The organism is Aeromicrobium ginsengisoli (genome assembly GCF_004134905.2).
In the GTDB taxonomy this organism is placed as follows: domain Bacteria; phylum Actinomycetota; class Actinomycetes; order Propionibacteriales; family Nocardioidaceae; genus Aeromicrobium; species Aeromicrobium ginsengisoli.
This window is the reverse complement of record NZ_SDPQ02000002.1, coordinates 1,244,382-1,268,707: the sequence shown is the minus strand read 5'-3', so window position 1 is coordinate 1,268,707 and position 24,326 is coordinate 1,244,382. Positions and strand designations below refer to the sequence as shown.

Annotated in this window: 26 protein-coding genes; 20 read left to right on the top strand and 6 right to left on the bottom strand. The window is 68.4% G+C overall.

The annotated features are described in order from the left end of the window. Positions 1 to 106 precede the first annotated feature (106 nt). From ESP70_RS13010 to ESP70_RS12995, 4 genes are all read left to right on the top strand, one after another. Positions 107 to 517 (top strand): hypothetical protein, encoded by a 411-nt coding sequence (locus ESP70_RS13010; protein WP_149689665.1) that lies wholly within the window; start codon positions 107 to 109, stop codon positions 515 to 517. A 44-nt stretch (positions 518 to 561) separates the two neighbouring features. Continuing rightward, positions 562 to 1,938: a cystathionine beta-synthase gene (locus ESP70_RS13005; protein WP_149689664.1), complete on the top strand. Its 1,377-nt coding sequence runs from the start codon at positions 562 to 564 to the stop codon at positions 1,936 to 1,938. Positions 1,939 to 2,020: 82 nt separating this feature from the next. Next, positions 2,021 to 3,193 (top strand): cystathionine gamma-synthase, encoded by a 1,173-nt coding sequence (locus tag ESP70_RS13000; protein WP_149689663.1) that lies wholly within the window; start codon positions 2,021 to 2,023, stop codon positions 3,191 to 3,193. Positions 3,194 to 3,204: 11 nt separating this feature from the next. Beyond that, a complete protein-coding gene (locus tag ESP70_RS12995; RefSeq protein ID WP_188110614.1) occupies positions 3,205 to 3,825 on the top strand; it encodes a DUF998 domain-containing protein in 621 nt (206 codons plus the stop codon). 9 nt (positions 3,826 to 3,834) lie between these two features. On the opposite strand, the gene ESP70_RS12990 is transcribed toward ESP70_RS12995, so the two are convergent. Next, positions 3,835 to 5,178, bottom strand: coding sequence for a DNA recombination protein RmuC (locus tag ESP70_RS12990; protein WP_223148710.1), 1,344 nt, complete (start codon positions 5,176 to 5,178; stop codon positions 3,835 to 3,837). Between the two features lie 101 nt (positions 5,179 to 5,279). Here ESP70_RS12990 and ESP70_RS12985 point away from each other — a divergent pair, with 101 nt between their 5' ends. From ESP70_RS12985 to tgt, 5 genes are read left to right on the top strand one after another with little or no spacing between them, the layout of a single operon-like run. Continuing rightward, on the top strand, positions 5,280 to 5,900 hold the full coding sequence (locus ESP70_RS12985; protein ID WP_149689661.1) for an NAD(P)H-dependent oxidoreductase: 621 nt from the start codon (positions 5,280 to 5,282) through the stop codon (positions 5,898 to 5,900). Between the two features lie 10 nt (positions 5,901 to 5,910). Then, positions 5,911 to 6,552 (top strand): hypothetical protein, encoded by a 642-nt coding sequence (locus tag ESP70_RS12980; protein ID WP_149689660.1) that lies wholly within the window; start codon positions 5,911 to 5,913, stop codon positions 6,550 to 6,552. 49 nt (positions 6,553 to 6,601) lie between these two features. Further along, entirely contained in the window at positions 6,602 to 7,006 is a 405-nt protein-coding gene (locus ESP70_RS12975; RefSeq protein WP_149689659.1) for a tetratricopeptide repeat protein, read from the top strand. Between the two features lie 26 nt (positions 7,007 to 7,032). Beyond that, the gene (locus tag ESP70_RS12970; RefSeq protein WP_246162019.1) at positions 7,033 to 7,665 is read left to right on the top strand and encodes a M50 family metallopeptidase; all 633 of its coding nucleotides are present in this window, start codon (positions 7,033 to 7,035) and stop codon (positions 7,663 to 7,665) included. Between the two features lie 4 nt (positions 7,666 to 7,669). Beyond that, entirely contained in the window at positions 7,670 to 8,869 is a 1,200-nt protein-coding gene (gene tgt, locus ESP70_RS12965) for a tRNA guanosine(34) transglycosylase Tgt (RefSeq protein WP_149689658.1), read from the top strand. Between the two features lie 9 nt (positions 8,870 to 8,878). On the opposite strand, the gene ESP70_RS12960 is transcribed toward tgt, so the two are convergent. Further along, positions 8,879 to 9,607, bottom strand: a complete 729-nt coding sequence (locus ESP70_RS12960; protein ID WP_149689657.1) for a queuosine precursor transporter — start codon at positions 9,605 to 9,607, stop codon at positions 8,879 to 8,881. A gap of 43 nt (positions 9,608 to 9,650) precedes the next feature. Between ESP70_RS12960 and ESP70_RS12955 the strand changes: the two genes are divergently transcribed. Together ESP70_RS12955 and ESP70_RS12950 are read left to right on the top strand one after the other, a co-directional pair. Further along, positions 9,651 to 10,904, top strand: coding sequence for a geranylgeranyl reductase family protein (locus tag ESP70_RS12955; protein WP_149689656.1), 1,254 nt, complete (start codon positions 9,651 to 9,653; stop codon positions 10,902 to 10,904). A 44-nt stretch (positions 10,905 to 10,948) separates the two neighbouring features. Next, positions 10,949 to 11,692, top strand: a complete 744-nt coding sequence (locus tag ESP70_RS12950; RefSeq protein ID WP_149689655.1) for a hypothetical protein — start codon at positions 10,949 to 10,951, stop codon at positions 11,690 to 11,692. 61 nt (positions 11,693 to 11,753) lie between these two features. On the opposite strand, the gene ESP70_RS12945 is transcribed toward ESP70_RS12950, so the two are convergent. Beyond that, the gene (locus ESP70_RS12945; RefSeq protein ID WP_149689654.1) at positions 11,754 to 12,278 is read right to left on the bottom strand and encodes a hypothetical protein; all 525 of its coding nucleotides are present in this window, start codon (positions 12,276 to 12,278) and stop codon (positions 11,754 to 11,756) included. A gap of 175 nt (positions 12,279 to 12,453) precedes the next feature. On the opposite strand from ESP70_RS12945, the gene ESP70_RS12940 reads away from it, so the two are divergent. The 7 genes from ESP70_RS12940 (at position 12,454) to ESP70_RS12910 (ending at position 19,221) form a co-directional block, all read left to right on the top strand. Then, positions 12,454 to 14,106: an FAD-binding dehydrogenase gene (locus ESP70_RS12940; RefSeq protein WP_149689653.1), complete on the top strand. Its 1,653-nt coding sequence runs from the start codon at positions 12,454 to 12,456 to the stop codon at positions 14,104 to 14,106. 70 nt (positions 14,107 to 14,176) lie between these two features. Then, entirely contained in the window at positions 14,177 to 15,001 is an 825-nt protein-coding gene (locus tag ESP70_RS12935) for an aldo/keto reductase (RefSeq protein ID WP_149689652.1), read from the top strand. A 17-nt stretch (positions 15,002 to 15,018) separates the two neighbouring features. After that, complete coding sequence (locus tag ESP70_RS12930) at positions 15,019 to 15,414, top strand: DUF1304 domain-containing protein (RefSeq protein ID WP_149689651.1); 396 nt, start codon at positions 15,019 to 15,021, stop codon at positions 15,412 to 15,414. 43 nt (positions 15,415 to 15,457) lie between these two features. Beyond that, positions 15,458 to 16,273 carry an exodeoxyribonuclease III gene (locus ESP70_RS12925; RefSeq protein ID WP_246162018.1) on the top strand — a complete coding sequence of 272 codons (816 nt, stop codon included), beginning with the start codon at positions 15,458 to 15,460 and terminating at the stop codon, positions 16,271 to 16,273. Between the two features lies 1 nt (position 16,274). Next, the gene (locus ESP70_RS12920) at positions 16,275 to 17,486 is read left to right on the top strand and encodes an APC family permease (protein ID WP_149689649.1); all 1,212 of its coding nucleotides are present in this window, start codon (positions 16,275 to 16,277) and stop codon (positions 17,484 to 17,486) included. Positions 17,487 to 17,546: 60 nt separating this feature from the next. Further along, positions 17,547 to 17,972 carry a MarR family winged helix-turn-helix transcriptional regulator gene (locus tag ESP70_RS12915; protein ID WP_149689648.1) on the top strand — a complete coding sequence of 142 codons (426 nt, stop codon included), beginning with the start codon at positions 17,547 to 17,549 and terminating at the stop codon, positions 17,970 to 17,972. Then, positions 17,962 to 19,221, top strand: coding sequence for an MFS transporter (locus tag ESP70_RS12910; RefSeq protein WP_149689647.1), 1,260 nt, complete (start codon positions 17,962 to 17,964; stop codon positions 19,219 to 19,221). The genes ESP70_RS12915 and ESP70_RS12910 overlap by 11 nt, the downstream gene beginning before the upstream one ends. Before the next feature lie 111 nt (positions 19,222 to 19,332). On the opposite strand, the gene ESP70_RS12905 is transcribed toward ESP70_RS12910, so the two are convergent. Beyond that, positions 19,333 to 21,711, bottom strand: coding sequence for an immune inhibitor A domain-containing protein (locus ESP70_RS12905; protein WP_246162017.1), 2,379 nt, complete (start codon positions 21,709 to 21,711; stop codon positions 19,333 to 19,335). A gap of 253 nt (positions 21,712 to 21,964) precedes the next feature. On the opposite strand from ESP70_RS12905, the gene ESP70_RS12900 reads away from it, so the two are divergent. Then, the gene (locus tag ESP70_RS12900) at positions 21,965 to 22,423 is read left to right on the top strand and encodes a CAP domain-containing protein (protein WP_149689645.1); all 459 of its coding nucleotides are present in this window, start codon (positions 21,965 to 21,967) and stop codon (positions 22,421 to 22,423) included. Between the two features lie 213 nt (positions 22,424 to 22,636). Further along, on the top strand, positions 22,637 to 22,840 hold the full coding sequence (cspE, locus tag ESP70_RS12895) for a transcription antiterminator/RNA stability regulator CspE (RefSeq protein ID WP_056214575.1): 204 nt from the start codon (positions 22,637 to 22,639) through the stop codon (positions 22,838 to 22,840). A gap of 113 nt (positions 22,841 to 22,953) precedes the next feature. Here the strand turns inward: cspE and ESP70_RS20150 are convergent, their stop codons facing one another. Next, complete coding sequence (locus tag ESP70_RS20150) at positions 22,954 to 23,130, bottom strand: hypothetical protein (protein ID WP_157439555.1); 177 nt, start codon at positions 23,128 to 23,130, stop codon at positions 22,954 to 22,956. 80 nt (positions 23,131 to 23,210) lie between these two features. Continuing rightward, positions 23,211 to 24,323, bottom strand: a complete 1,113-nt coding sequence (locus ESP70_RS12890) for a PQQ-dependent sugar dehydrogenase (protein ID WP_149689644.1) — start codon at positions 24,321 to 24,323, stop codon at positions 23,211 to 23,213. Positions 24,324 to 24,326 lie beyond the last annotated feature (3 nt).

The window sequence follows — 24,326 nt, the reverse complement described above, 5'->3', positions numbered from 1 at the left end:
TCAAATTTGTCGCGTGGATCCGGTGGTACTCATTTACGGCTGCCGGAATGTGGATCCGGGAGAGCCCGACGATGCTGAGCTCACTGAGGGGGATGTGCTTCGGGCGGTGCGGGAGATCGGGTTGCCCAGCCTCGAGGTGCAGATCCAGCCCGGCGAGGAGACGTTGGTCAACGTCGAGACCATCTTCTACACGCAGCCGCAGCCCTTCGAGCGCAGCGTGACGTTACTGGGGTTCGACGTCGACCTGGTCGCCACACCCGTCCGCTACACGTGGATCCACGACGACGGCACGGCCTCCACGACGAGCCGACCCGGCAGGCCATATCCCGCGATGGACGTGACGCATCGCTACCGCGAGCCGGCCAACGACGTGCATCCGCGCGTCGACGTGACCTACCGGGTCCGCTACCGCGTCGACGACGGCGCCTGGCAGACGATCGGGCAGACCTTGCAGGCGTCGGGCCCGGCCGCCGAGCTCGACGTGCGCGAGGCCGCGCCCGTGCTCACGAAGCCCTGACGACGGCGCGATCCCACTGAGCTGCCGAGTGCAAGAATGGCGACATGCCCATTGCAAACCACATCGTTGAGCTGATCGGCAACACCCCGCTGGTCCGTCTCAACTCGGTCACCTCCGCGGGATCCGCGACCGTGGCCGCCAAGATCGAGTACCTCAACCCCGGCGGCAGCGCCAAGGACCGCATCGCGGTCAAGATGGTTGACGCCGCTGAAGCCTCGGGGGCACTCAAGCCCGGCGGAACGATCGTCGAGCCGACCTCCGGCAACACCGGCGTCGGACTCGCCCTGGTCGCCCAGCAGCGCGGCTACAAGTGCATCTTCGTCTGCCCCGACAAGGTCAGCGAGGACAAGCGCAACACCATGCGGGCCTACGGCGCGCAGGTCGTGGTGTGCCCGACCGCGGTGCCGCCCGACCACCCCGACAGCTACTACAACGTCTCGGACCGCCTCGTACGTGAGACCGACGGCGCCTGGAAGCCCGACCAGTACTCCAACCCGGCCGGCCCCGAGAGCCACTACGAGACGACCGGCCCCGAGATCTGGGCCGACACCGACGGCAAGGTGACGCACTTCGTCGCCGGCGTGGGCACCGGAGGCACGATCACCGGCGTCGGCCGCTACCTCAAGGAAGTCTCCGGCGGCGCGGTCAAGGTCATCGGCGCGGACCCCGAGGGCTCCGTCTACTCCGGCGGCACCGGACGCCCCTACCTCGTCGAAGGGGTCGGCGAGGACTTCTGGCCCAGCGCCTACGACCCCGACATCCCTGACCAGATCATCGCGGTCAGCGACGCCGACTCGTTCGAGATGACCCGTCGCCTGGCCCGCGAAGAGGGCCTCCTGGTGGGTGGATCCTGCGGCATGGCAACCGTCGCTGCGCTCCAGGTCGCCGCCGAAGCCGGTCCCGACGCCCTGGTCGTCGTGCTGCTGCCCGACGGCGGCCGCGGCTACCTGTCCAAGATCTTCAACGACGACTGGATGTCGTCCTACGGATTCCTGCGCGAGCCGCTCGACGGCACGCCTCACGAGATGACCGTCGGCGACCTGCTGCGCACGAAGTCCGGCGGCATGCCGGCCCTCGTGCACACCCACCCGTCGGAGACGATCCGTGACGCCATCGAGATCCTCCGCGAGTACAACGTCTCCCAGATGCCCGTCGTCGGCCCCGAACCGCCGGTCGTCATCGGGGAGGTCGCGGGCAGCGTCAACGAGCGCGCGCTGATCAGCGCCGTGTTCGAGGGCCGCGCCCTGCTGACCGACGCCGTCTCGCAGCACATGGAGCCACCGCTCCCGCTGCTCGGCTCCGGCGAGAGCCTCGACGACGCACTGGAGGCCCTGCACACCAGCGACGCCGTCATGGTCATCGAGGACGGCAAGCCGCTCGGTGTCCTGACCCGCCACGACCTGCTTGGGGTGCATGTCTGATGAGCGAGCGCCAGCGAGTGAACAATGAGGCAGCACTCATGCCGGCATCTCCGTATCGTGGGTCTTCTACGGGGGTGGCGGCATGAGCGAGAAGAAGAGCACGCAAGACGAGGGCGCGTGGCAGGGCTTTGCCACCCGGGCGATCCACGCGGGCTATGAGCCCAACGCCGAGAACGGCGCGGTCAACGTGCCGATCTACGCCTCCTCGACCTTCGCGCAGGACGGCGTCGGCGGCATGCGCTCCGGCTACGAGTACGCCCGCACCGGCAACCCGACGCGTACGGCGCTCGAGGCCAACCTCGCAGCACTCGAGGGCGGCGCCCACGGCCGGGCGTTCAGCTCCGGCATGGCCGCCACCGACTGCGCGATCCGCTCGCTGCTGCGCCCCGGCGACCACATGGTCATCCCCGATGATGCGTACGGCGGCACGTTCCGGCTGATCGACAAGGTGTTCAGCCAGTGGGGCATCACCTACACCGTCGCCGCGGTCAACGACCTCGACGCGATCCGTGCGGCGATCAGGCCCGAGACCAAGGCCGTCTGGATCGAGACGCCCACCAATCCCCTGCTCAACGTCGGCGACATCGCGGGGATCAGCGAGATCTCGCACGCTGCCGGCGCCAAGCTCGTCGTCGACAACACGTTCGCGTCGCCCTACCTCCAGCAACCGCTCGAGCTCGGCGCCGACATCGTGCTGCACTCGACGACGAAGTACCTCGGCGGCCACTCCGATGTCGTCGGCGGCGCCTTGATCACTGACGACGACGCGCTCGACGCCGCGTTCGCGTTCCTCCAGAACGGTGCCGGTGGCGTGCCGGGGCCGTTCGACGCCTACCTGACGATGCGCGGCGCCAAGACGCTCGCGGTGCGGATGGACAAGCACTGCGACAACGCCGAGGCGATCGTGGACTTCCTGCAGGGGCACTCGAGCATCGCGTCGATCCTCTACCCCGGCCTGCCCGAGCACCCCGGTCACGAGGTCGCGGCGAAGCAGATGCGTCGCTTCGGCGGGATGATCTCCGTACGCCTGGCCGGCGGCAAGCAGGCGGCGCTCGACTTCTGCGGGCGCACCGAGCTGTTCACCCTTGCGGAGAGCCTCGGCGGCATCGAGTCCCTCATCGAGCATCCCGGTGCGATGACGCACGCCTCGACCGAAGGCTCGCTGCTCGAGGTGCCTGACGACCTCGTACGCCTGTCCGTCGGCATCGAGGACATCGGCGACCTGATCGGCGACCTGGAGCAGGCTCTCCGCTGAGCCTTTCGAGGTTGAGCCCACGAGGCGTCGGCCTGGGCAGAGCGGCGTGGACGCTGCAACCGCTCTACGTCGTGACCGAGGTCGTCGTGGGGCTGCAGGCCTCGCGGGACTACGGCTTCACCGATTCCACCATCAGCGACCTCGGCAACACCTCGTGCCGGACGGTTCGTGGCGACGTGCTGTGCTCTCCGTGGCACACCGCGATGAACATCGGGTTCATCTGGTTCGGCGTCACCCTCGCTCTCGGAGCGCTCCTGCTGGGCTCCCGGACCCTGCCAGGGCGTACCGGCACGGCCGCCGTGGTGGTCTGGTGCGTCTCCGGGCTCGGCTCCGTCGGTGTGGGGCTGGTCCCGGTCAACGAGCACGGCGGTCTGCACGGCCTCGTCGCACTGCCCGTCTTCCTGGCCCAACCCACCGCGCTGCTGCTCACGGCGTTCAGCCTGTGGGCCATGCGTCCCCGGCTCGCCCGGGCCACCCTGGTGGTTGCCGCGCTGTCCGCAGTCGGAGTCGTCGGCTTCGCGGCGCTGCTGGCCGGTGACGGATCGACCGCGCTCGGCGCGCTCGAACGCCTGGCCCTGTGGCCGGGCTACGTCTGGGTCGGCGTCGTCGCAGCGCTCAGCCGCACGCGGTGAGCAGGTGAGTCAGGCCGTGCGCTCGTCGTCGCCGGCGACGCCGGGGAGGCCGACCTGCTCGAAGTCGATCTCCGGGCGGGCGATGCCGGTCTCCTCGAGCGCGGTGAACTCGCTCGCGGTGAGCCGGCGAGTGTCGCCCTCGATCTGCTTGACCTCGCCGAGCATCCGCGCCTCGTCGATGCCGTCGAGCTTGCGAGCCGTGACGAGCACGCGCCCTTCGAGCGAGCCGGCGAAGTCGTTGTAGGACCGCACCGTGGCCTCGATCGAGCGACCCAGCTTGGAGACGTGGTCGGACAGCTTGCCGAGCCGCTTGTAGAGCTCGCGGCCCAGGTCGACGAGCTCCTGGGCGTTCTCGGCGAGGTCCTCCTGCTTCCACGTCAGCGCCACGGTCTTGAGCGTCGCCCACAGGTTGACCGGTGTGGCCAGCACGATGCCGCGACTGAAGGCGTACTCCAGCAGCGTGGGATCGGCGTCGAGGGCGGTGTTGAGGATCGCCTCGCTCGGGATGAACGCAATCGTGTACTCGGGGCTGACCGGCAGCCCCGTCCAGTACTCCTTGCCGGCCAGCGCGTCGACGTGACCGCGGACCTGCTTGGCATGCTGGGCCTGGAGCGACTTGCGCTCGGCCTCGCTGATGTCCTCGCGGAACGAGTCGATGAACGCGCTGAACGGCACCTTGGAGTCGATCGCGACCTGCTTGCGGCCGGGCAGCTTGATCACCATGTCGGGGCGACGGGCGCCGGAGTCGGCGGAGATCGACTCCTGCACGGAGTAGTCGATGCGGTTGAGCAGACCGGCCGACTCGACCAAGGTCTTGAGCTGGAGCTCGCCGTAGGCACCGCGTACGGAGTTGTTGCGCAGGGCAGCCGACAGCGTCTCGGCGGCCATCTTGGACTGCTCGGCGCTCTGCCGGGTCGCCCGGATCTGGGCGGCGAGATCGCCGTGCTGCTCGCTGCGCTGCTTCTCGAGGTCGAGCACCTTCTGCTGCATGTCCTTGAGCTGCGCTGCGACGGGCGCGAGCTTCTCGAGCACCTTGCTCTCGGTCTGCGTCGCCGCCTCACGCTGGCGGGTCTCGTGGCGGTGCGCCTCGACCGTCTGGCGGTGCTGGTCCTGCGCCAGCACGAGCTGCTCGCGGAGCCCCTGGACCGAGGCCTGGGCGGCGGCGAGCTGCTGCTCGACCTCCGCGCGTACGACGGCCTCGTCGTGACGGACCTGCGAGATCAGCGCGGCGTGACGCGCCTCGAGCACCTGCGAGTCGACGCCGATCACGTCGGCACGCGACGCCCGACCGAACAACCAGCCCCCGACGAGGCCGAGTCCGAGTCCCACGAGAAGCACGATGACGAGTTCCATGTCGTCAGTGTCGCAACCGGGACCGACACAATCGCGCCGACAGGCCGATGACACGCCCGTTCGCCCGCACAGCGCCGCCCGGGCTGCCAGAATCGTCATCCATGGCGACCGTGATGCTCCTGCTGGCCCACCCCCGAGCCACCAGCTATTGCCACGCGTTGGCCGAGCGGATCGGCGACCGACTGCTCGATCTCGGCCACGAGGTACGGTCGCACGACCTCTACGCCGAGCGGTTCGATCCCGTGCTGACCGCCGAGGAGTCACACACGAGCGGCGCGGCCATCGAGTCGGTCCTGGCCCGCGAGAACGACCCGATGGCGGCGCTGCACCGCGAGGAGCTCCGCGTCGCCGAGGGCCTCGTCGTCGTCCACCCCAACTGGTGGGGCATGCCGCCGGCGATCCTGACGGGCTGGATCAACCGCGTGGTCGTGCCCGGTGTCGCCTACCGTCTGGCCGATGCCACCGGCCACCCCGAGCCGCTCGCCCCGATCGCCGAGCTGTTCGTGGTCAACACGTCGGACGCGACGGACGAACGCGAGCGCGAGCTCTACCACGACCCGCTGGCCTCGATCTGGGGCCGCTGCGTCGCGCCCTATCTCGGCGGGCCTCGCGTGACCCGCCGCGTGCTGCGCCCGGTCACCGACTCGACCGACGATCAGCGAGCAACGTGGCTCGACGAGGTCGAAACGCTGGCATCAGAGGTATTCGGCTCGACACCCTAGGCTGGCCGGTATGTCTGAGCGTCGCGGGTTCCTGGGTGAGGTCTCCTGGTTCCAGCTCGCCGCGAGCGTGCTGGCCGCGGTCACGGCCGCCTGGATCGCCTCGCGGCTCGGTGTCGCCGGCACCCTCGTGGGCGCCGCCCTTGGCAGCGCGACCGTCACCGTCACGTCGGCGCTCTACGCCCGTACGCTCGACAAGGGCCGCACCCTGCTCGTCACCACGGCTACCGGCACGGTGATCCAGCGCCGCGTCGAGGCGGATGGCGAGATCGCCGAGACCATCGACCAGGCCGGCGAAGATGCCCCCGTCGAACGCGCCGAGTTCGTGCCCGACGAACCAGCGCCACGGCTGCACTGGAAGACGATCGCCGTGACGACCGTCGTCGTGCTGGCCCTGGCGCTGGCCGCGATCACGACGTACGAGCTGGTGGCCGACCGTACGCTCGACGGGTCCAAGGGCACGACGATCGGCGACACGTTCGGGGGCAGCAAGGGCGACCCGAAACCGAGCGATCCCACGAAGACGCCGACCACCACACCGACGACAACCATCCCCACCACGACCCCGACGCCGAGCGCCACGACCCCGACGCCGACACCCTCAGCGACGACGCCCACACCGACCCCCACCGAGACGACCGAGCCCGCGGAATGAACCCTGTCATGGCGGCGTTGACCCCGCCGACGCCCTGGAAGGAGGCTTCATGACCATCTACCTGACCCCGAACCTCAGCGACGAGAAGATCGAGTCGCTCGACCTGTTCGACGCGTTCCGCTACGGCGAGGACCTGCTCGACTCGCGCTTCCCGCGCGACGCTGCTCGCGTGCTCCGCAAGGTCGTCGAAGCCGAACCGGGCAACCCCGCGGCCTGGGAGCTGCTGGGCCGGGCCCACTTCGCTGCGGCGCACCTGCCGCTCGCCGAGGAGGCGTTCCGCACGCTCGTCGAGCTGGAACCCACGAGCATGTGGGCGCAGACCGCGCTCGGGCTGACCCTCGACCGGCAGAGCCGGCACAGCGAGGGCGCGGTGCACCACCGCGTCGCCGCCGCGATGGGGGCGTCGGAGCGCGACGCCACGCGCGTCGAGCTCGTGGACCGACAGGCCGGCTGACCGTCCTGGACACCCAGTGGGCCGCCGTGGCCACAGCCCTGGCGCTGGTCGTGCTGCCACCCGTGTGGCGTACGACCAGGCACCTCGTGACTCTCGTGCACGAGGCGGGGCATGCCGTGGTCGCGGTGCTCACCGGCCGGCGGCTCAACGGCATACGGCTGCACAGCGACACCTCGGGGCTGACCGTCTCCAGCGGGAAGCCCCGGGGTGCCGGCATGATCGCGACGGCCGCAGCGGGCTATCTCGCGCCGGCCGCACTGGGGCTCGGATCCGTGCTGCTCATCGATGGTGGTCATACCCCGTGGGCGCTGTACGCCGGGCTGGCCACGCTTGCGCTGATGCTGTTGTACATCCGCAACTGGTTCGGGCTCGTCGTGGTCGGGCTCAGCGGCGTCGCGGTCGGCCTGCTCATCTGGCAGGCGCCTGAACGCGTGCAGGACTTCGCCGCCCTGGCGTTCGCCTGGTTCCTGCTCGTCGCCGCTCCGCGCATGACCCTCGACCTCTGGGCGCATCGCCGGCGCATGCGCACGCGGACGACCGACGCGGACATCCTCGCCCGCCTCACGATCCTGCCCGCGGCGGTGTGGAACACGATCTTCCTGCTGCTCACGCTCGCCGCGCTGGCCGGAGCGGTACGCGTCACCGACCTGTTCACCTGATTGGATGGCGGACGTGTTCACCGTCGGCAAGGAGCTCCCGGGCGCCCTCGGGCGTACCGGCACGATCTCGACCCCGCACGGCGAGATCCGCACGCCGGCGTTCATCCCCGTCGGCACCCGCGCCACGGTCAAGGCCGTGCTGCCCGAGGCGATGACCGACCTCGGCGCCCAGGCGCTGCTCGCCAACGCCTACCACCTCTATCTGCAGCCCGGCGCCGACATCATCGACGAGGCCGGTGGCCTCGGTACGTTCATGAACTGGCCCGGCCCGACGTTCACCGACTCCGGCGGGTTCCAGGTACTCTCCCTCGGCGCGGGCTTCAAGAAGACGCTCTCGATGGACGCCAAGGGCGTCGAGGCCGACGACGTCATCGCCGAGGGCAAGGACCGCCTCGCGCTCGTCGACGACGACGGCGTGACGTTCACGTCGCACCTCGACGGGTCCAAGCACCGCTTCACGCCCGAGGTGTCGATGCAGATCCAGCACCAGCTCGGCGCCGACATCATGTTCGCGTTCGACGAGCTGACGACGCTGATGAACTCCCGCGGCTATCAGGAGGAGTCCATCAAACGTACGCAGGCGTGGGCCGAGCGCTGCGTCGTCGAGCACCAGAGGCTCGCCGACGAGCGGTCCGACAAGCCCGCGCAAGCGCTGTTCGGCGTCGTGCAGGGCGCGCAGCACGAGGACCTGCGCCGGGCCGCTGCCCGCGGGCTCGTGGGGCTGGACTTCGACGGCTACGGCGTCGGCGGCGCGATCGAGAAGGAGAACCTCGGCACGATCGTGCGGTGGGTCAACGAGGAGCTGCCCGACGACAAGCCCCGGCATCTGCTCGGCATCAGTGAGCCCGACGACCTGTTCACCGCCGTCGAGAACGGCTGCGACACGTTCGACTGCGTGTCGCCGTCGCGGGTGGCCCGCTCGTCGCGGGTGTACGCCATGACCGGGCGCTACAACCTCAACGTCGCGGCCTCACGACGCGACTTCGGCCCGATCGACCCGGAGTGCGACTGCTACACGTGCGCGCACTACTCCAAGGCGTACCTGCACCACATGTTCAAGACCAAGGAGTACGTCGCGGCGACCCTCGCGACGATCCACAACGAACGGTTCACGGTGCGCCTCGTCGACGACATGCGTACGCACATCGAAGCCGGCACGTTCGCCGACTTCAAGACCGAGTTCCTGGCCCGGTTCTATGCCTGAGGCCCGTCGTCACACCCAGTAGGTCGGTTCGCGGCGCTTCAGGGCGTTGATGACCAGCATCGTCACCGGGCTCACGACGATCTCGACGGCACACTTGAAGACGAAGCCGACGACGAAGTAGTTGACGAACTGGCCGCCGGTAGTGATGCCGATCGCCGACGCGGCGATCGCGCAGAAGATGAACGTGTCGGCAGCCTCGCCGACGCCGGTCGAGCCGATCAGCCGGCGCCACAGGCCCGGCTCGGCGCTGCGGGCCTTCATCCGCACCAGCACGTACGAGTTGAGGAACTGGCCGGTCAGGTAGGCGACGAGGGACGCCGCAACGATCTGCACGCCGGACCAGACGACACTCTCGAACGCGTCCTGGTTCTCGTAGAAGCTCGCACCGGGCAGCTTCATCGCGATCAGGAACGTGGCGAATGCCAGGATCGCCGTGCCGAAGCCGACCAGGATCGCCCGCCGCGCCGCCTTGAACCCGTACACCTCGGAGATCACGTCGCCGAGGATGTAGGCCAGCGGGAACAGGATCGCGCCACCGTCGGAGATGATCGGCAGCACCTGGACCGGCCCCAATGAGACGTCGTGCCCCGAGATGAACTCCGTCGACTTGGTCGCCGCGATGTTGGAGACCACGAGGACCACGCAGAACAGCGCGAGGATCACGTCGAAGTAGGACGAGCCGCGCGACGCGTAGTGGATCTCGCGGTCCGGCTGGGCCGAGGTGGCGGCAGAAGTCATGGGCCCATCCTGCCAGTGCGGGCACCTCTGGGAGAATCGATGCATGACCGCTGACCTGCCGACCCGCACCGACGTGCTCGTCGTCGGCGCGGGCCCCGCTGGAGCGGCGGCAGCGGCCTGGACCGCGCGATTCGGCATGGACACCGTGCTCGCGGACGCCGCGACGTTCCCCCGCGACAAGACGTGCGGCGACGGCCTCACGCCACGCGCGATCGCCGAGCTCCAGCGCCTGGGCCTCGAGGAGTGGGTACGCGGCCACGGCACCAACCGCGGTCTTCGCGCCGCCGGTTTCGGCCAGGAGCTGCTGCTCCCCTGGCCGGGCGGCTCGCTGCCCGACTGGGGCTCCGCCGTCCCCCGCACCGAGCTCGACGACAAGATCTTCCGCGTCGCGCTGGAGTCCGGCGCGACACCGCTCGAGGGCGCCCGCGCCGTCGACGCCGAGCGCGACGCCTCCGGCAAGGTCACCGCCGTGACGTTCCAGCTCGGCAAGGACCGCACGCCGCACACGATCCAGTGCGACCGGCTCGTCGTCGCCGACGGAGTACGTTCGCCGCTGGGTCGCGTGCTCGGCCGCGAGTGGCACCGCGACACGGCTTATGGAGTGGCCGGTCGCTCCTACGTGAAGTCAGGCCGCAGCGACGACCCGTGGATCTCCTCGCACCTCGAGCTCCGCGGCGAGGACGACGAGCTGCTTCCCGGTTACGGCTGGATCTTCCCGCTCAGCGACGGCGAGGTGAACCTCGGCGTCGGCGCGCTCGCCACCGCGAAACGCCCCGCCGAACTGCAGATCCGCCCGTTGATGGAGTACTACGCAACGCTGCGACGCGAGGAGTGGGACCTGAGCGGCGAGCTCCGGATGCCCACCAGCGCACTGCTGCCCATGGGTGGTGCCGTCTCCGGCGTCGCCGGGCCCAACTGGATCCTCGTCGGCGACGCAGCCGGCTGCGTCAACCCGCTCAACGGCGAGGGCATCGACTACGGACTCGAGACCGGACGCGTCGGCGCCGAGCTCATGCGGTCCCGCACCGACCTCCAGGACGCCTGGCCCGCGCTGCTGACGACGCACTACGGCGAGGCGTTCTCGATCGCCCGCCGCCTCGCCGGCCTGATCACCGTGCCGCGCCTGTTGCCGACCGCGGGCCCGGTCGGCATGCGCTCCCACCGCCTGATGACGTTCGCCCTGCGGGTCATGGGCAACTTCGTCACCGACGAGGACCGCGACTTCACCGCCCGCCTGTGGCGTTGGGCCGGCCGTCAGTCCGTACGCCTCGATCACCGGCCGCCGTTCACGTCTTAGCGCGTTCGCACGTCGTTGCCTTTCGCAACGGCTAATCTCTGGCCATGACCGAGCCGCCTGAGGGCCAGCCGCCGTACTACCCACCGCCCCCGGGCTACTACACGCCGCCGCCCCGCCAGCCGTACGAGATCGGCGAGATGCTCAGCTGGAGCTGGCGCAAGTTCACCGAGCACTGGAAGGTGTTCGTCCTCGGCATGGTGCCGATGATCCTGCTGATGATTGCCTTCTACGTCGCGTACTTCGTGTTCTACCTCGACCTGATGTTGAACGGCGAGGACATGTCCGACGCCGAGATACGCCGTGTGTTCATCCGCATCGGCATCGCGATCGGGGTCTTCTTCGTGCTGCTGATCCCGGTCTCGCTGCTGCAGACCAATCTCCAGCGAGTGGCCCTCGCGATCGCCGACGGCACCACGCCGACCTTCGCGATGTTGTACGACACTCGCGGGTTCGGCCGACTCCTCGTCACGTTCCTCACGCTGGGCGCGGCCACCTTGGTCGGCATGGTGCTGTGCTTCCTCCCGGGGCTGGCGTTCGGGTTCTTCGCCTCCTTCACGATCTTGTTCGTCCTGGACCAGGACATGCGCACGGTCGAGGCGATCAAGGCCAGCTTCCGACTGGTGCGGGAGCACCTCGGCCTGGCGCTGCTCTCGGTGTTGTTGATCGGCGTCATCAGCGGCCTCGGTTCGTACGCCATCGTCGTCGGGCTCGCGGTCTCGATCCCGGTGTCGCTCCTGATGCAGGTCTACTGCTTCCGCGCGCTGACCCGGGGCACCATCAGCCAGTAGCGCCCGGAACATGACGAAGGGCCCGGCCGGAGCCGGGCCCTTCGTCGTTCAGCTCAGTGCGTCACGCGGCAGGCGGCGCCGGCGGCGGCGTGTCCTTCTTGTTGATCTCCGGGATCTTCTCGCCCGACTCCTTGAACGAGAGGAACGCAAACACGGTGAACGCAATGGCTGAGAGCAATAGCAGCCACCCCGACCAGCCTGGGCCTGTGCTGTAGTCGATCGACTTCGCCACGGATGCCGGCACGTCCTCCCCGAACGTGAATACGTAGAGCACCAGGATCAATGTGCCCAAGCCTGCTGCTGCGGCAACGATCAAGTTCCACGGAGCACCTTCCGGCAGGTTGCCAGCCACCAGCTTCAGCACGACGATCACGAAGGCTGCAATCAGGAGCAGAGCCCCGAGCGTCGCCCACTCGACCCATGCGCTGCGGTCCTCGGATCCGCCAAAGCTGCCAAGGGGTCCGGTGCCCTTCGCCTCCACGGTCGCCTTGGCATAAGCGGGGAAGAAGGTCAGCAGGACCGTGACCGCCCCGGTCGCCAGCAGTCCTTGGTCAATCTTGCTCAGCGCTTTGAAGTCAAAGGCCATAGTTGTTTTCTCCCAACGATGAGTGTTACCGCTGAATCTAGACCCATAGGAGTCCTATACAACAGACATTTCATCCCTGTCGCAGGTGCCGTTTCACGCTCGAATCCGTGGTATGTGACGGCCTGACCGGACTCCTCGGCGGGACCTCTCGACCCCGTACGACACAATCTGCGTCATGGATGCTGATGTCATCGTCGTCGGAGCGGGCCTCGCGGGCCTCGTCGCCACCGCAGAGCTCGTCGAAGCCGGCCGCAAGGTCATCCTCGTCGACCAAGAGGGCGAGCAGGGCATCGGCGGGCAGGCGTTCTGGTCGTTCGGCGGACTGTTCTTCGTCGACTCGCCGCAGCAGCGCCGCATGGGCATCAAGGACTCGGTCGAGCTCGCGATGCAGGACTGGATGGGCAGCGCGCAGTTCGACCGCGACGAGGACCACTGGCCGCGGCAGTGGGCCGAGGCGTACGTCAACTTCGCCGCCGGCGAGAAGCGCGCCTGGCTCAAGGAACGTGGCCACAGCGTGTTCCCGGTCGTCGGCTGGGCCGAGCGCGGCGGTGGCCTCGCCAGCGGCCACGGCAACTCCGTGCCACGGTTCCACATCACGTGGGGCACCGGTCCCGGCATCGTCGAGCCGTTCGAGAAGCTCGTCCGCGCCGGGCACGACCAGGGCCTCGTGCAGTTCGCGTTCCGCCACCGGGTCGATGAGCTGATCGTCAGCGACGGCGCTGTCACGGGCGTACGAGGACAGGTCCTCGAGCCCACCGACGCCGAACGTGCCGCACCCACCTCGCGTACGTCCATCGGAGAGTTCACGATGACCGCACAGGCCGTCATCGTGACGTCGGGCGGCATCGGCGGCAACCACGAGCTCGTCCGCGCCAACTGGCCCGAGCGCCTCGGCACTCCCCCGGAGCACATGATCTCCGGCGTGCCGGCCCACGTCGACGGCCGCATGCTGGGCATCGCCGAGCAGGCCGGCGCGAGCCACATCAACCGCGACCGCATGTGGCACTACGTCGAGGGCATCAAGAACTGGGACCCGATCTGGCCCCTCCACGGCATCCGCATCCTTCCCGGCCCGTCGTCGATCTGGCTCGACGGCGCCGGCAAGCGACTGCCGATTCCCGGGCTGCCCGGCTTCGACACGCTCGGCACGCTCAAGCTGCTGCGCCAGAGCGGCCATGACCACTCATGGTTCGTGCTGACCCAGGCGATCATCGAGAAGGAGTTCGCCCTCTCCGGCCAGGAGCAGAATCCCGACCTGACCGGCAAGAGCGTGCGCGAGCTCGTCAAGCAGCGGCTGGCCAAGGGCGCCACCGGCCCCGTCGAGGCGTTCAAGTCCCAGGGCGAGGACTTCATCGTCGCGGACACGATCGAGGAGCTCGTCGCGGGCATGAACGCCCTGACGCCTGATGCTCCGGTGGACCTCGAGGATGTACGCCGGCAGGTGGCCGATCGCGATCGCGAGCTCGACAACGCGTTCACCAAGGACCTGCAGATCGCCGCGCTCAAGCAGGCCCGCAGCTATCGCGGCGACAAGCTCATCCGTGTCGCGTCGCCGCACAAGATCCTCGACCCCAAGAAGGGTCCGCTGATCGCCGTACGCCTGCACGTGCTGACCCGCAAGTCGCTCGGCGGTCTGGAGACCAACCTCGACTCTGCCGTGATCGGCACCGACGGATCGCCGATCGACGGCCTGTATGCCGCCGGCGAGGTCGCCGGGTTCGGTGGCGGCGGGGTGCACGGATACAACTCGCTCGAGGGCACATTCCTCGGAGGTTGCATCTTCAGTGGCCGCGCCGCCGGCCGAGCCGCCGCCCACCAGGTGGGTTGACCTCCACGGTCCTTGAGCGCCTACCGCTCCTAGAGCTTGTCGAAAGGACGCCTCAGCGTAGGTTTGACGCATGGACATCGCACCTCTCCTGGAGCTCAACGACGGACGCCAGATGCCGCTGCTCGGCTTCGGCACGTACTCGATCAAGGACCCGCAGATCTTCGTCGAGGCGATCGACACGGGCTACCGCCTGCTCGACACCGCGACCCGCTACGAGAACGAGTCCGAGGTGGGCCGCGGCATCGCCGACTCGCCGGTCTCCCGTGACGAGCTGTTCGTCACGACCAAGCTGCCGGGCCACGCCCACGGCTCACAGGGTCCGCGCATCGAGCTGACCGCATCGCTCGAGCACCTGGGTCTGGACCACGTCGACCTCTACCTGATCCACTGGCCGCTCCCGCGCATCGACACGTACGTCGAGACGTGGCAAGCCATGATCGAGCTGCGCGAGGAGGGGCTGACGCGCTCGATCGGCGTGTCCAACTTCCTGCCCGAGCACCTCAGCCGCCTCGTCGCCGAGACCGGAGTGGCGCCGGCCGTCAACCAGGTCGAGCTGCACCCCTACTTCCCGCAGGCCGAGCAGCGCGCGGCCGACGAGGGCTATCGCATCGTGACGCAGAGCTGGAGCCCGATCGGCCGTGGCAGCGACCTGCTCGACAACCCCGTGCTGTCGGAGATCGGCGCGAAGCACGGCAAGTCCGTCGCGCAGGTCGTGCTTCGTTGGCACACCCAGATCGGCGCCGCCCCGATCCCGAAGTCGGCGACCCCCGAGCGATTCCGCAGCAACCTCGCCATCTTCGACTTCGAGCTCGACCACGACGACCTCGAGCAGATCGCCGGGCTCGAGACCGGGCAGCGGATCGGTGGCGATCCTCGTACGCACGAGGAGTTCTAGCCACTAGGTTGCAGGGCATGACCGTTCTCGCCCTGATCTTCGCCGGCATCGCCGCGGCGCTGCACATCCTGTTCTTCAAGCTGGAGTCCCTCGACTGGCGCAAGCCCAGGACGTGGAAGACGTTCGGGCTGGCCTCTCAGGAGGACGCCGACACGACGGCGTCGCTGGCGTTCAACCAGGGCTTCTACAACCTGTTCCTCGCTGTCGGCACCGCGGTGGGCATCGCGGTGCTCAGGTCGTCGGACACGCACGACCAGGTCGGCTGGACGTTGATCGTGTTCGCCTGTGGCAGCATGCTGGCAGCTGCGATCGTGCTGATCTCCAGCGGTGGCAAGGCGTTCGCCCGCGCAGCCGCGATCCAGGGCGTACCGGCGCTCCTGGCTGTCGTCACAGCGCTCATCGCCGCCAACTGACACGCGGTCGGAAGCGTCGGGGCCGCCGACTAGGGTGAGCCCCGTGCTTCGTATCGCCACGGTCAACGTCAACGGCATCCGCGCCGCCCACAACAAGACGAGAGGCCAGACCCTCGGGTTCGGTGACTGGCTCGCCGAGCGGGGCGCCGACATCGTGACGCTGCAAGAGGTCCGCGCACCCGACGAGATCGTGCGCGAGCTGATCGCCGGTTCGGGCTATCACGTCGTCCACGCCGAGGCCGCCGCCAAGGGACGCGCCGGCGTCGCCGTGCTGAGCCGCGCCGAGCCCACCGAGTTCCGCGTCGGCAACGGTGACGACTACTTCCACGACTCGGGCCGCTGGATCGAGGCCGACGTGCCGCTGTCCGACGGCTCGACGCTGACGGCCGTTTCGGCCTACGTCCACTCCGGCGAGGCCGGCACCCCGCGCCAGGACGACAAGTACCGCTTCCTCGAGCAGATGGCCGTACGCCTGGCCGAGATCCGGGCCACCGGCAACCACGGCGTCGTCACGGGCGATCTCAATGTCGGCCACACCGAGCGCGACATCAAGAACTGGAAGGGCAACGTCAAGAAGGCCGGCTTCCTGCCCGAGGAGCGCGCCTACTTCGACCGCTACTTCGGTGAGCTCGGCTGGATCGACGTGCACCGCTCCCTCGCCGGCGACATCGACGGGCCCTACACCTGGTGGTCGATGCGCGGGCAGGCCTTTGACACCGACACCGGCTGGCGCATCGACTACCAGATCGCCACACCCGAGCTCGCCGCCGTGGCCCGTGAGGCCGTCGTCGACCGGGCGCCCAGCTGGGCCGAGCGCTGGTCCGACCACGCTCCCCTCGTGATCGACTACAACCTCTGACATGACCGCCCCGCTCGATCGACGTCTGGGGCTCGTCGGGTCCGTCGCCGTGGGGATGAGCGCCATGATCGGCGCCGGCCTGTTCGTGGTGTTCCCGCCTGCGGTCTCAGCGGCCGGTGACGGGCTGCTCATCGCTCTCACCATCGCTGCCGTGGTGGCGGCGTGCAACGCGATCTCGTCGGCGCGGCTGGCTCGCCGGCACGCGGTCGCCGGTGGCACCTACGTCTACGGCCGCGAGCAGCTCGGACCGTTGTGGGGCTACCTCGCCGGGTGGTCGTTCATCGCCGGCAAGGTCGCGTCGTGCGCGGCGATGGCGTTCGCGCTGGGCAGCTACCTGTGGCCCGACCACGCTCGGCTCGGCGCTCTGGCGGCCGTCGCCGTCTTCACCGCGGTCAACCTCGCGGGCGTCGAGAAGTCAGCCGCCGTCAGCATCCCGCTCGTCGCGGGGGTCGTCGCGATCGTGGTCGTTGCCGTCGTTGCCATGTCCTCCGGTGGCACCGCACCCAGCCCGGACCTGCCGACCTCGTCCGGTGGCGTGCTCGAGGCCGCAGGTCTGCTGTTCTTCGCGTTCGCCGGCTACGCACGCCTGGCCACGCTCGGCGAGGAGGTGCGCGAGCCCGCCCGCACCATCCCCCGCGCGATCGCGGTGACGTTCGTCCTCGTGCTGGGGCTCTACACGGCCGCCGCACTCGCGCTCCTGCATGTCCTCGGGCCCGCCGGACTGGCCGACTCGGTGCGGCCGTTCGTCTCCGGCGTCAAGGCGGCCGATGCCGACGGCCTGGTGCCCCTCGTGCTGGTCGCCGCGGCCCTGGCGGCCGGCGGGGCGCTGCTGTCCCTGATGCTCGGCGTCTCCCGCACGACGCTCGCCATGGCCCGCGACGGTCACCTGCCGCGCGGCCTCGCGGCAGTGAGCGTACGCACGCGGGTGCCCCACGCTGCTGAGATCGCCGTCGCGGTCGTGGTCGCCGCGCTGATCTGCTTCGGCGACCTCGTCACCAGCGTGGCGTTCTCCTCGTTCTGCGTCCTGATCTACTACGCGATCGCCAACGCCTCGGCCTGGACCCTCGACCGCGCCGCTGTGCCGCGCCTCGTTGCCGTCCTCGGCCTCATCGGGTGCACGGCGCTCGCGCTGAGCCTGCCGGCCTCGACGATCCTGGTCGGCGCGATCGTCGTCGCCACCGGCGGTGCGCTCTACGCCCTGCGTCGCCGCTGAGACACCTGCCACAACGACCACAAGTTGAATGTTGCATAACTCCGTCATACACTTGGTTGCATGGCGCAACCTGATCTGGAACACCTCGCCCAGGCCCTCCGCGAGTTCGCGGGTGGCCTCCTGCGCTCGACCCGCACCGACTCCCTGAGCCGTACGGCGGCGTCGACGCTGTCCTGGCTGTCGCGCGAAGGCGCCATGCGGATCACGACACTCGCCGAGCGCGAGGCCGTCACCCAACCCGCCATGACCGGACTGGTGCAGCGCCTCGAGGCCGGCGGCCTGGTCAGCCGCAAGGCCGATGCTCGCGACGGGCGCGCCGCCCTGATCGACATCACGCCGCACGGCCGCGAGGTGCTCGAGCGCCGTCGGGCCGCACAGGACGCCATCATCATCGACCGGCTCGCGGGGCTGTCCCCCGACGAGCTCGCTGCCGTCGAGGCAGCACTTCCTGCCCTCTACAACGTCACGGAGCTTCATGTCGTCTGACAACATCAGCCTGTTCAAGCAGCCCAAGGCCGTCTACGCGGTCGCCTTTGCCTGCGTCATCTCGTTCATGGGCATCGGCCTGGTGGACCCGATCCTGCAGGCGCTCAAGACCCAGCTCCACGCCACCGAGAGCCAGGTGACGCTGCTGTTCACCAGCTACCTCGTCGTCACCGCGGTCGCGATGCTGGTCACCAACTGGGTGTCGAGCCGCCTCGGCGCCAAGCGAACGCTGCTGACCGGCCTCGTCATCATCGTCGCGTTCGCCGCCCTCGCCGGGTCCACCGACACGATCTCGGGCATCGTCGCGTTCCGCGCCGGCTGGGGTCTTGGCAACGCGCTCTTCATCGCCACCTCGCTGGCCGCGATCGTCGCGAGTGCCCGAGGCGGGTTCGCCGGGGCCATCATCCTGTACGAGGCCGCGCTGGGCCTCGGCATCGCCGCCGGACCGCTCGTCGGCAGCGTGCTCGGCAACATCAGTTGGCGTGGCCCGTTCTACGGCGTCTCGGCGCTCATGGCAATCGCCCTGGTCGCCACGGTGTTCCTGCTGCCGGCCACACCCAAGCCAGAGCACCGGACGTCCCTCAGTGCACCACTGCGCGCCCTCGGCCACCGCGGCCTCCTCACGATGAGCATCACGGCGCTGCTCTACAACTGGGGCTTCTTCACGATGCTCGGCTACGCCCCGTTCCCGATGGGTCTGTCGATCACGGCGCTCGGCTGGGTGTTCTTCTGCTGGGGCGTGCTGGTGGCGTTCTTCTCCGTCATCGGCGCACCGTGGCTGCAGGAGCGTTTCGGCACCGCTGCGTCGCTCTACGGCTCACTCGGCCTGTTCGCGGTCGACCTCGCCGTCATGGCGATCAGCCCGACCAACCAGGTGCTGATGATCGGCTGCGTCATCGCCGCGGGCATCTTCATCGGCATCAACAACACCCTGATGACGCAGGCCGTCATGATGGTCTCCCCCGTCGAGCGCCCGGTGGCCTCGGCGGCCTACGGCTTCGTACGCTTCATCGGCGGCGGCCTCGCGCCGTTCGCCGCCGGCAAGCTCGTCGAGCACTTCAACGTGCACGTGCCGTTCGCGATCGGCGCGATCACGGTGCTCGTCGCGATCGCCGTCCTCGCCTCCGGTCGCCGGCTGCTCGCCGAGGCGGATCGCACCCTCGCGGGCCACGACGACGTCAGCGGCGAGGTTGCCGACGAGTTCGGCGGCGCCTCGGGTGCCATCGACGAGGTCGTGCGCACCCACTGAGCTGCCGCGGCGCCCCTTCCCCAGGTCAGAGCGGGCGCCGCGGCTCCGTCCCAGCACAAAGCGGGGGACGCGCACCCCCTGATGCGCGCCCCCCAGTCCTTGCCACTCAGGTCAGTTGAACCTGACCTTCAGTGAGGTGCCGGCCTCTTCGAGGACCTTCACCTTGACACCCACCGCCGGCAGCTTCACACCGTGGCTGGGCAGCTCGGCGTACCAGTACTTCTTGGTGTCGTCGAACAGTGGCTGAGCAGCCTGCCCACGGATGTAGCTCGGGACGCCGTTGGTGTGCAACGTCATCGAGTCCGCCTTGTGAAGCGAGAACGGTGCGTCGTAGACCTGGATCCGAGGACGCCACGGTGCACCCGTTGCGATGTTGATGATCGGCCTCGGGTTGGCGTCGATCGGCAGGTTGCGGCCCGATCCCGGGTGAAGGCTCGTGTTGTTGTCCTTCATCGAGGTGTCCCAGTACGAGATCAGCAGGCCGTGACCGTACTTGTAGTGCTCGACCCAGTCCGGCTTCGTGTTGGTGAAGCCGAAGTTGTACGGGCCGGTCAACAGGTGCTTGTCGTAGGACACGTAGGAGCGGTGACCCATGACGTAGTAGTTGTCGAACAGCTCGGTCGTGGTGGCCCCGACGATCGAGAACCCGTCGAGCTCGAAGCTCGTCGCACCGTCCTCGGCACCATCGGTGAACACCGTGTCGGCACCGGCCTTGACCGCGACGTCATCGGCGTACAGGCCGGCGAGGGCAAGGCCGCCGTCGGTCTTGTAGTAGATGCGCAGCTTGATCTTCTGACCGTCGTACGCCGACAGCGGCACCTTGAGGTCGGCCCACGTGGCCTGCTCGCCGTCGATGCCCGGACGCCCTGAGGTGTCCTCGCCGATCGGCGTGCCGTTGATCGTGCCGTCGAGCGACGTCCAGTTGGCGCCACCGTCGGTCGAGGCCTGGACGTACGCGTAGTCGTAGCCCTCCTCGATCGCGTAGTGGACCTTGGCCGTCAGCTCCGCACCGGTCTTGCCGGTGAGGTCGACGTCCCTGGTCATCGAGTTGGCCAGGTCATCGCCCGAACCGGAGAAGAACTGCTTGGTCCCGGATGCCGGTGCGCCGTTGTCCTTGGTCACGCTCTTCTTGGGCAGGACCACGACCGCACCCTGGGCCTTGCTGGTGTTGTACTCCTGCGGGCCCATGGCCAGCGTGCGCTTCTCCTTGGCGCCGATCGCCTCGTAGTCGAGCCAGCCGAGCTGCAGCTTCTCCCACGCACCGATGTCACCCGGTCGCGTGCCGAGCGGCTCGCCCTTGGCGTTGAGCCGGCTCTGGGCCATCAGGGTCCAGTACTCGTTGGAGTTGTCGCCGCCACCAGCGGTCGCGTAGGCGTCCGGCAGGCCGAGGTCGTGTCCGTACTCGTGGACGAAGACCGACAGGCCGCCGTTCTCGGGCTGCACCGTGTAGTCCGAGATCCAGATGCCGGTGTCGCCGATCTGCGTGCCGCCGAGGCGGTTGTAGGCCGGGCCGGTGACGCCGGCGTCGGTCAGGAAGGCGTTCCAGCGGTGCGACCAGATGGCGTCCTCGCCCTGCTGCGGGTCACCGTCGGCCTCGTCGCCGCCGGCGTGCACGATCTGGAAGTGATCGATGTAGCCGTCGGGCTCGTTGAAGTCACCGTCACCGTCGTAGTCGTAGCGGTCGTACTGGTCGTACGCCTGCAGCGCCGTCTTGATCTGGGCGTCGGTCTTGCCGCCGGCCTTCTGCTCGGCGATCCACGCGGTCACCGCGTCCTGGATGAGGTACCAGGTGCCGGAGTCCTCGCGGCCGTAGCGCGCTTCGTTGTAAGGCACCTTGACCCAGTCCGAGACCGTGCCGTCGACCGAGTAGCGGCCCGACGACTGCGTCTTGTAGTACGTCTTGAGCGACTCGGCGTCGGTCTTGAAGTACATGTCCTGGTAGTGCTGGCGGTTGAAGTCCGACTGCCAGACCGTGGAGTTGTCCTTGGTGCGGTCGGGCTCGGGGATCTTGTTGTGCAGCGGGCCCTCGAACGTCGTGGGTCCGGGGGTGTCGGGGTCGGTGTCGACGTCCGGGTAGTCGGGGTGCCGCTCGTTGCCGAACTCAGCGAGGATCACGAAGATCTTGTCGTTGCGCTCCTGCGAGAGCTCGACGTACTGGTCCTGCTGCTTGGCGCCGGCACGGGCCGTGAAGTTCTTGCGGAACTTCTTGTTGCCGGCACGGGCCGCGTCGGCCGGGCTGGTGCCGCGGCCGACCTTGACCACGGTGCTGCCGTCCTTCTCGACGGGCTTGAGCTCACCGTTGAGCACTCCGGTGATGGCGGACTCACGCAGTGCGCGGCGCTTGTCCTCCATCGGACTGCTCAGCTCGTCCTGCTTGTTGGTGACACGATCGCTACCGGCGACCGGCGGTGCTGCTGACGCGGAGCTGGGAGCCGTATAGGCCGTCCCGAATGCTGCCGCGAGTGCGAGGCCGACTAGGCCTGACGTCACACGCTTCACTGTTCCCCTCGTTCCCTTTGATGGAGCAGCCGGGTGGTTTGCCCGGCCTGCGGTGCGTACGCCCTCGTGAGGCGCCCTGCACAACGGGGTCAACTTAGGTAATTTTCAGGAAGAAAGGCAGTCTTGACATTTAGCCCGACCTGACTATAAGGGCGTAGTCCTTCAGGACTACGTCTCGAACATCCGGGTTCTCCCTCGCCACTGCTCACGCCTGACCTAAGGTGTGGGGTGGGAGGGAGAACCCATGAAGAAAATACTGAACCCGCGCGCGTTCGCGGGAGTAGTAGCAATGGTGCTGTTGGTTCTGGCGTCTGCACCGGCATCCGCCGTGACGTCGACGACGTACGAGAGTGACGTCATCAAGTGGACCAACGTCAAGCGAGTCGATCGGGACCGGGTCGCAGTCAAGTCCCAGTCCTGCGTCGACCGCTATGCGGAGAAGCAGGCCGCGTGGATGGCCAGTCACGGGGTGCTCAAGCACCAGAGCATGTCGACCATCCTCAATGCCTGCGGTCTCTCGCTGGTGTCGGAGAACATCGCGTACGGCTACGGGACCGGTGGTCGCGTGGTCAGTGCGTGGATGAGGTCGCCGGGGCACCGGTCCAACCTGCTCAACTCCAAGGTCCGCTGGATCGGAGTCGGCGCCGTCAGGGACGGCGACGGAGTGTGGTGGGTGTCGCAGGTCTTCGGTCGAAAGCAGTGACCGTTTCCGGGTGGTGAATTTTTGAATTCACCACCCGGAAGGCTTTCCCTTTGGGGTTCGCTGTGCCCTAGGCTTGTCGGCAGTTGCACGACGTTGGGCCGTAAGAATGAATGAGTTCCTCTCGGGGTGTCTAGTTCTTCTCGAAGGTTGGATGTACGTCGCGACAGTCACTCGCGAAGGTCGTGAGTGACAACTCGCCAAGAGGAGTTAGACATGGCAACAGGAACCGTCAAGTGGTTCAACGCTGACAAGGGCTTCGGCTTCATCGCCCCCGATGACGGCAGCGAAGACGTGTTCGCGCACTTCAGCGCCATCCAGTCCAGCGGCTACCGCTCGCTGAACGAGAACCAGAAGGTCGAGTTCGACGTCGAGCAGGGCCAGAAGGGCCTGCAGGCCGCGAACATCCGGCCCCTCTGAGTCAGACAACAAGCTCGCGAGAGCTTGGGGCCGGCTTGCCGTCCGCTCTGATTTCGGACTGACGAAAGCCCCCGGAGCACTGCTCCGGGGGCTTTCGCATGTTCAGGCGTACGTCAGAGGTGTCCGCACTCGTCCCACGCGTGCCGGCCGTACTCGGCGCTCGGCGCGTTCTCGAGATAGCTGACGTCGGTGTCGGGCTTGGCGTGCCGCGGAGCGAGCCGATGAGCGGGGAACCTGGCTGATGCCTCGGCCACCTGCTGCGAATCGATCTCGAACGTGGACTCGTCCATGGGGCTCTCCTCTGCTCACGGGCGTTGACCTGAGGATATCCTCATGTTTGCCCGCCGGTAACCCTTACGCCTCGGTAGCTTCAGAGCGTCACGCGGAGGATCCGGTCGTCGCGGTCGCGCAGGTCGCCGCGGCCGTCGGTGTTGCTGGTGGTCACCCACAGCGCGCCGTCCGGGGCGGTCACGATCGTGCGGATGCGTCCGTGGTCACCGCTGAAGTACGCCTTGGGCTTGCCCGCCTTGGTCCCGTCGAGCGGCACCGCAAACATGCACTCACCCTGCAGCGCGCCGAGGAACGCCGTCGACCGGGTGATGGTGACGCCCGCGGGAGAGCACTCGTCGGTGCCCCAGGTGACCTTGGGGTTGACGAAGTCATCGTTGTCGGACATGCCCTCGACCTCCGGCCAGCCGTAGTTGCCACCGCGCCGAATGAGGTTGAGCTCGTCCTTGGCCTTGTCGCCGAACTCGGTGGCCCACAACCGGCCGTCCGCGTCGTAGGCGAGCCCCTCGATGTTGCGGTGCCCGTAGGACCAGGTGCGGTTGTCGAACGGGTTGTCGGCGGCCGCCTTGCCGTCGCGGGTGATCCGCAGGACCTTGCCGTTGAGCGAGTCCTTGTCCTGCGCCAGGGCACCGTCGCCGGCGTCACCGGTCGAGACGAAGAGGTTGCCGTCGCCGTCGAACAACAGGCGACCGCCGTGGTGCCGGCCGCCGATCCCGATGCCGGTGAGGATCGGCTTCTGCGACGCGATCGAACCGCCCCGGAGCCTCAGGCGTACGACCCGGTTGTCCGAGCCGGTCGTGACGAAGGCGAACAGCGTCGACTCGTCTTCCGGGTCGAGGGCGAGGCCGAGCAGGCCGCCTTCTCCCCCGGCGCCACCCCTGGCGCCGTCGACGTCGCCGACCGTGGTGACCTTGCCGGCCGTCGAGATGTGGAGGATCGATCCCTCGTCGCGCTGGGAGACGAGGGCGTCACCGCTCTCGAGGAACACGATGTCCCACGGCACGTTGAGCCCGGTCGCGATCGTCGAGGCGATCGCGGGGTCGACGCTGGTCGGGGTCGCAGCGGTGGTGGGAGCCGTCGTGGGACCCGTCGTCGGCGTACGCGTGGGAGTGGGTTTTTCCCCATCACTGCCGCATCCCACGAGGGTGGCGGCACCGATCGCGGCAAGTCCGGTCAGCAGGCTTCGGCGCTCCATGCC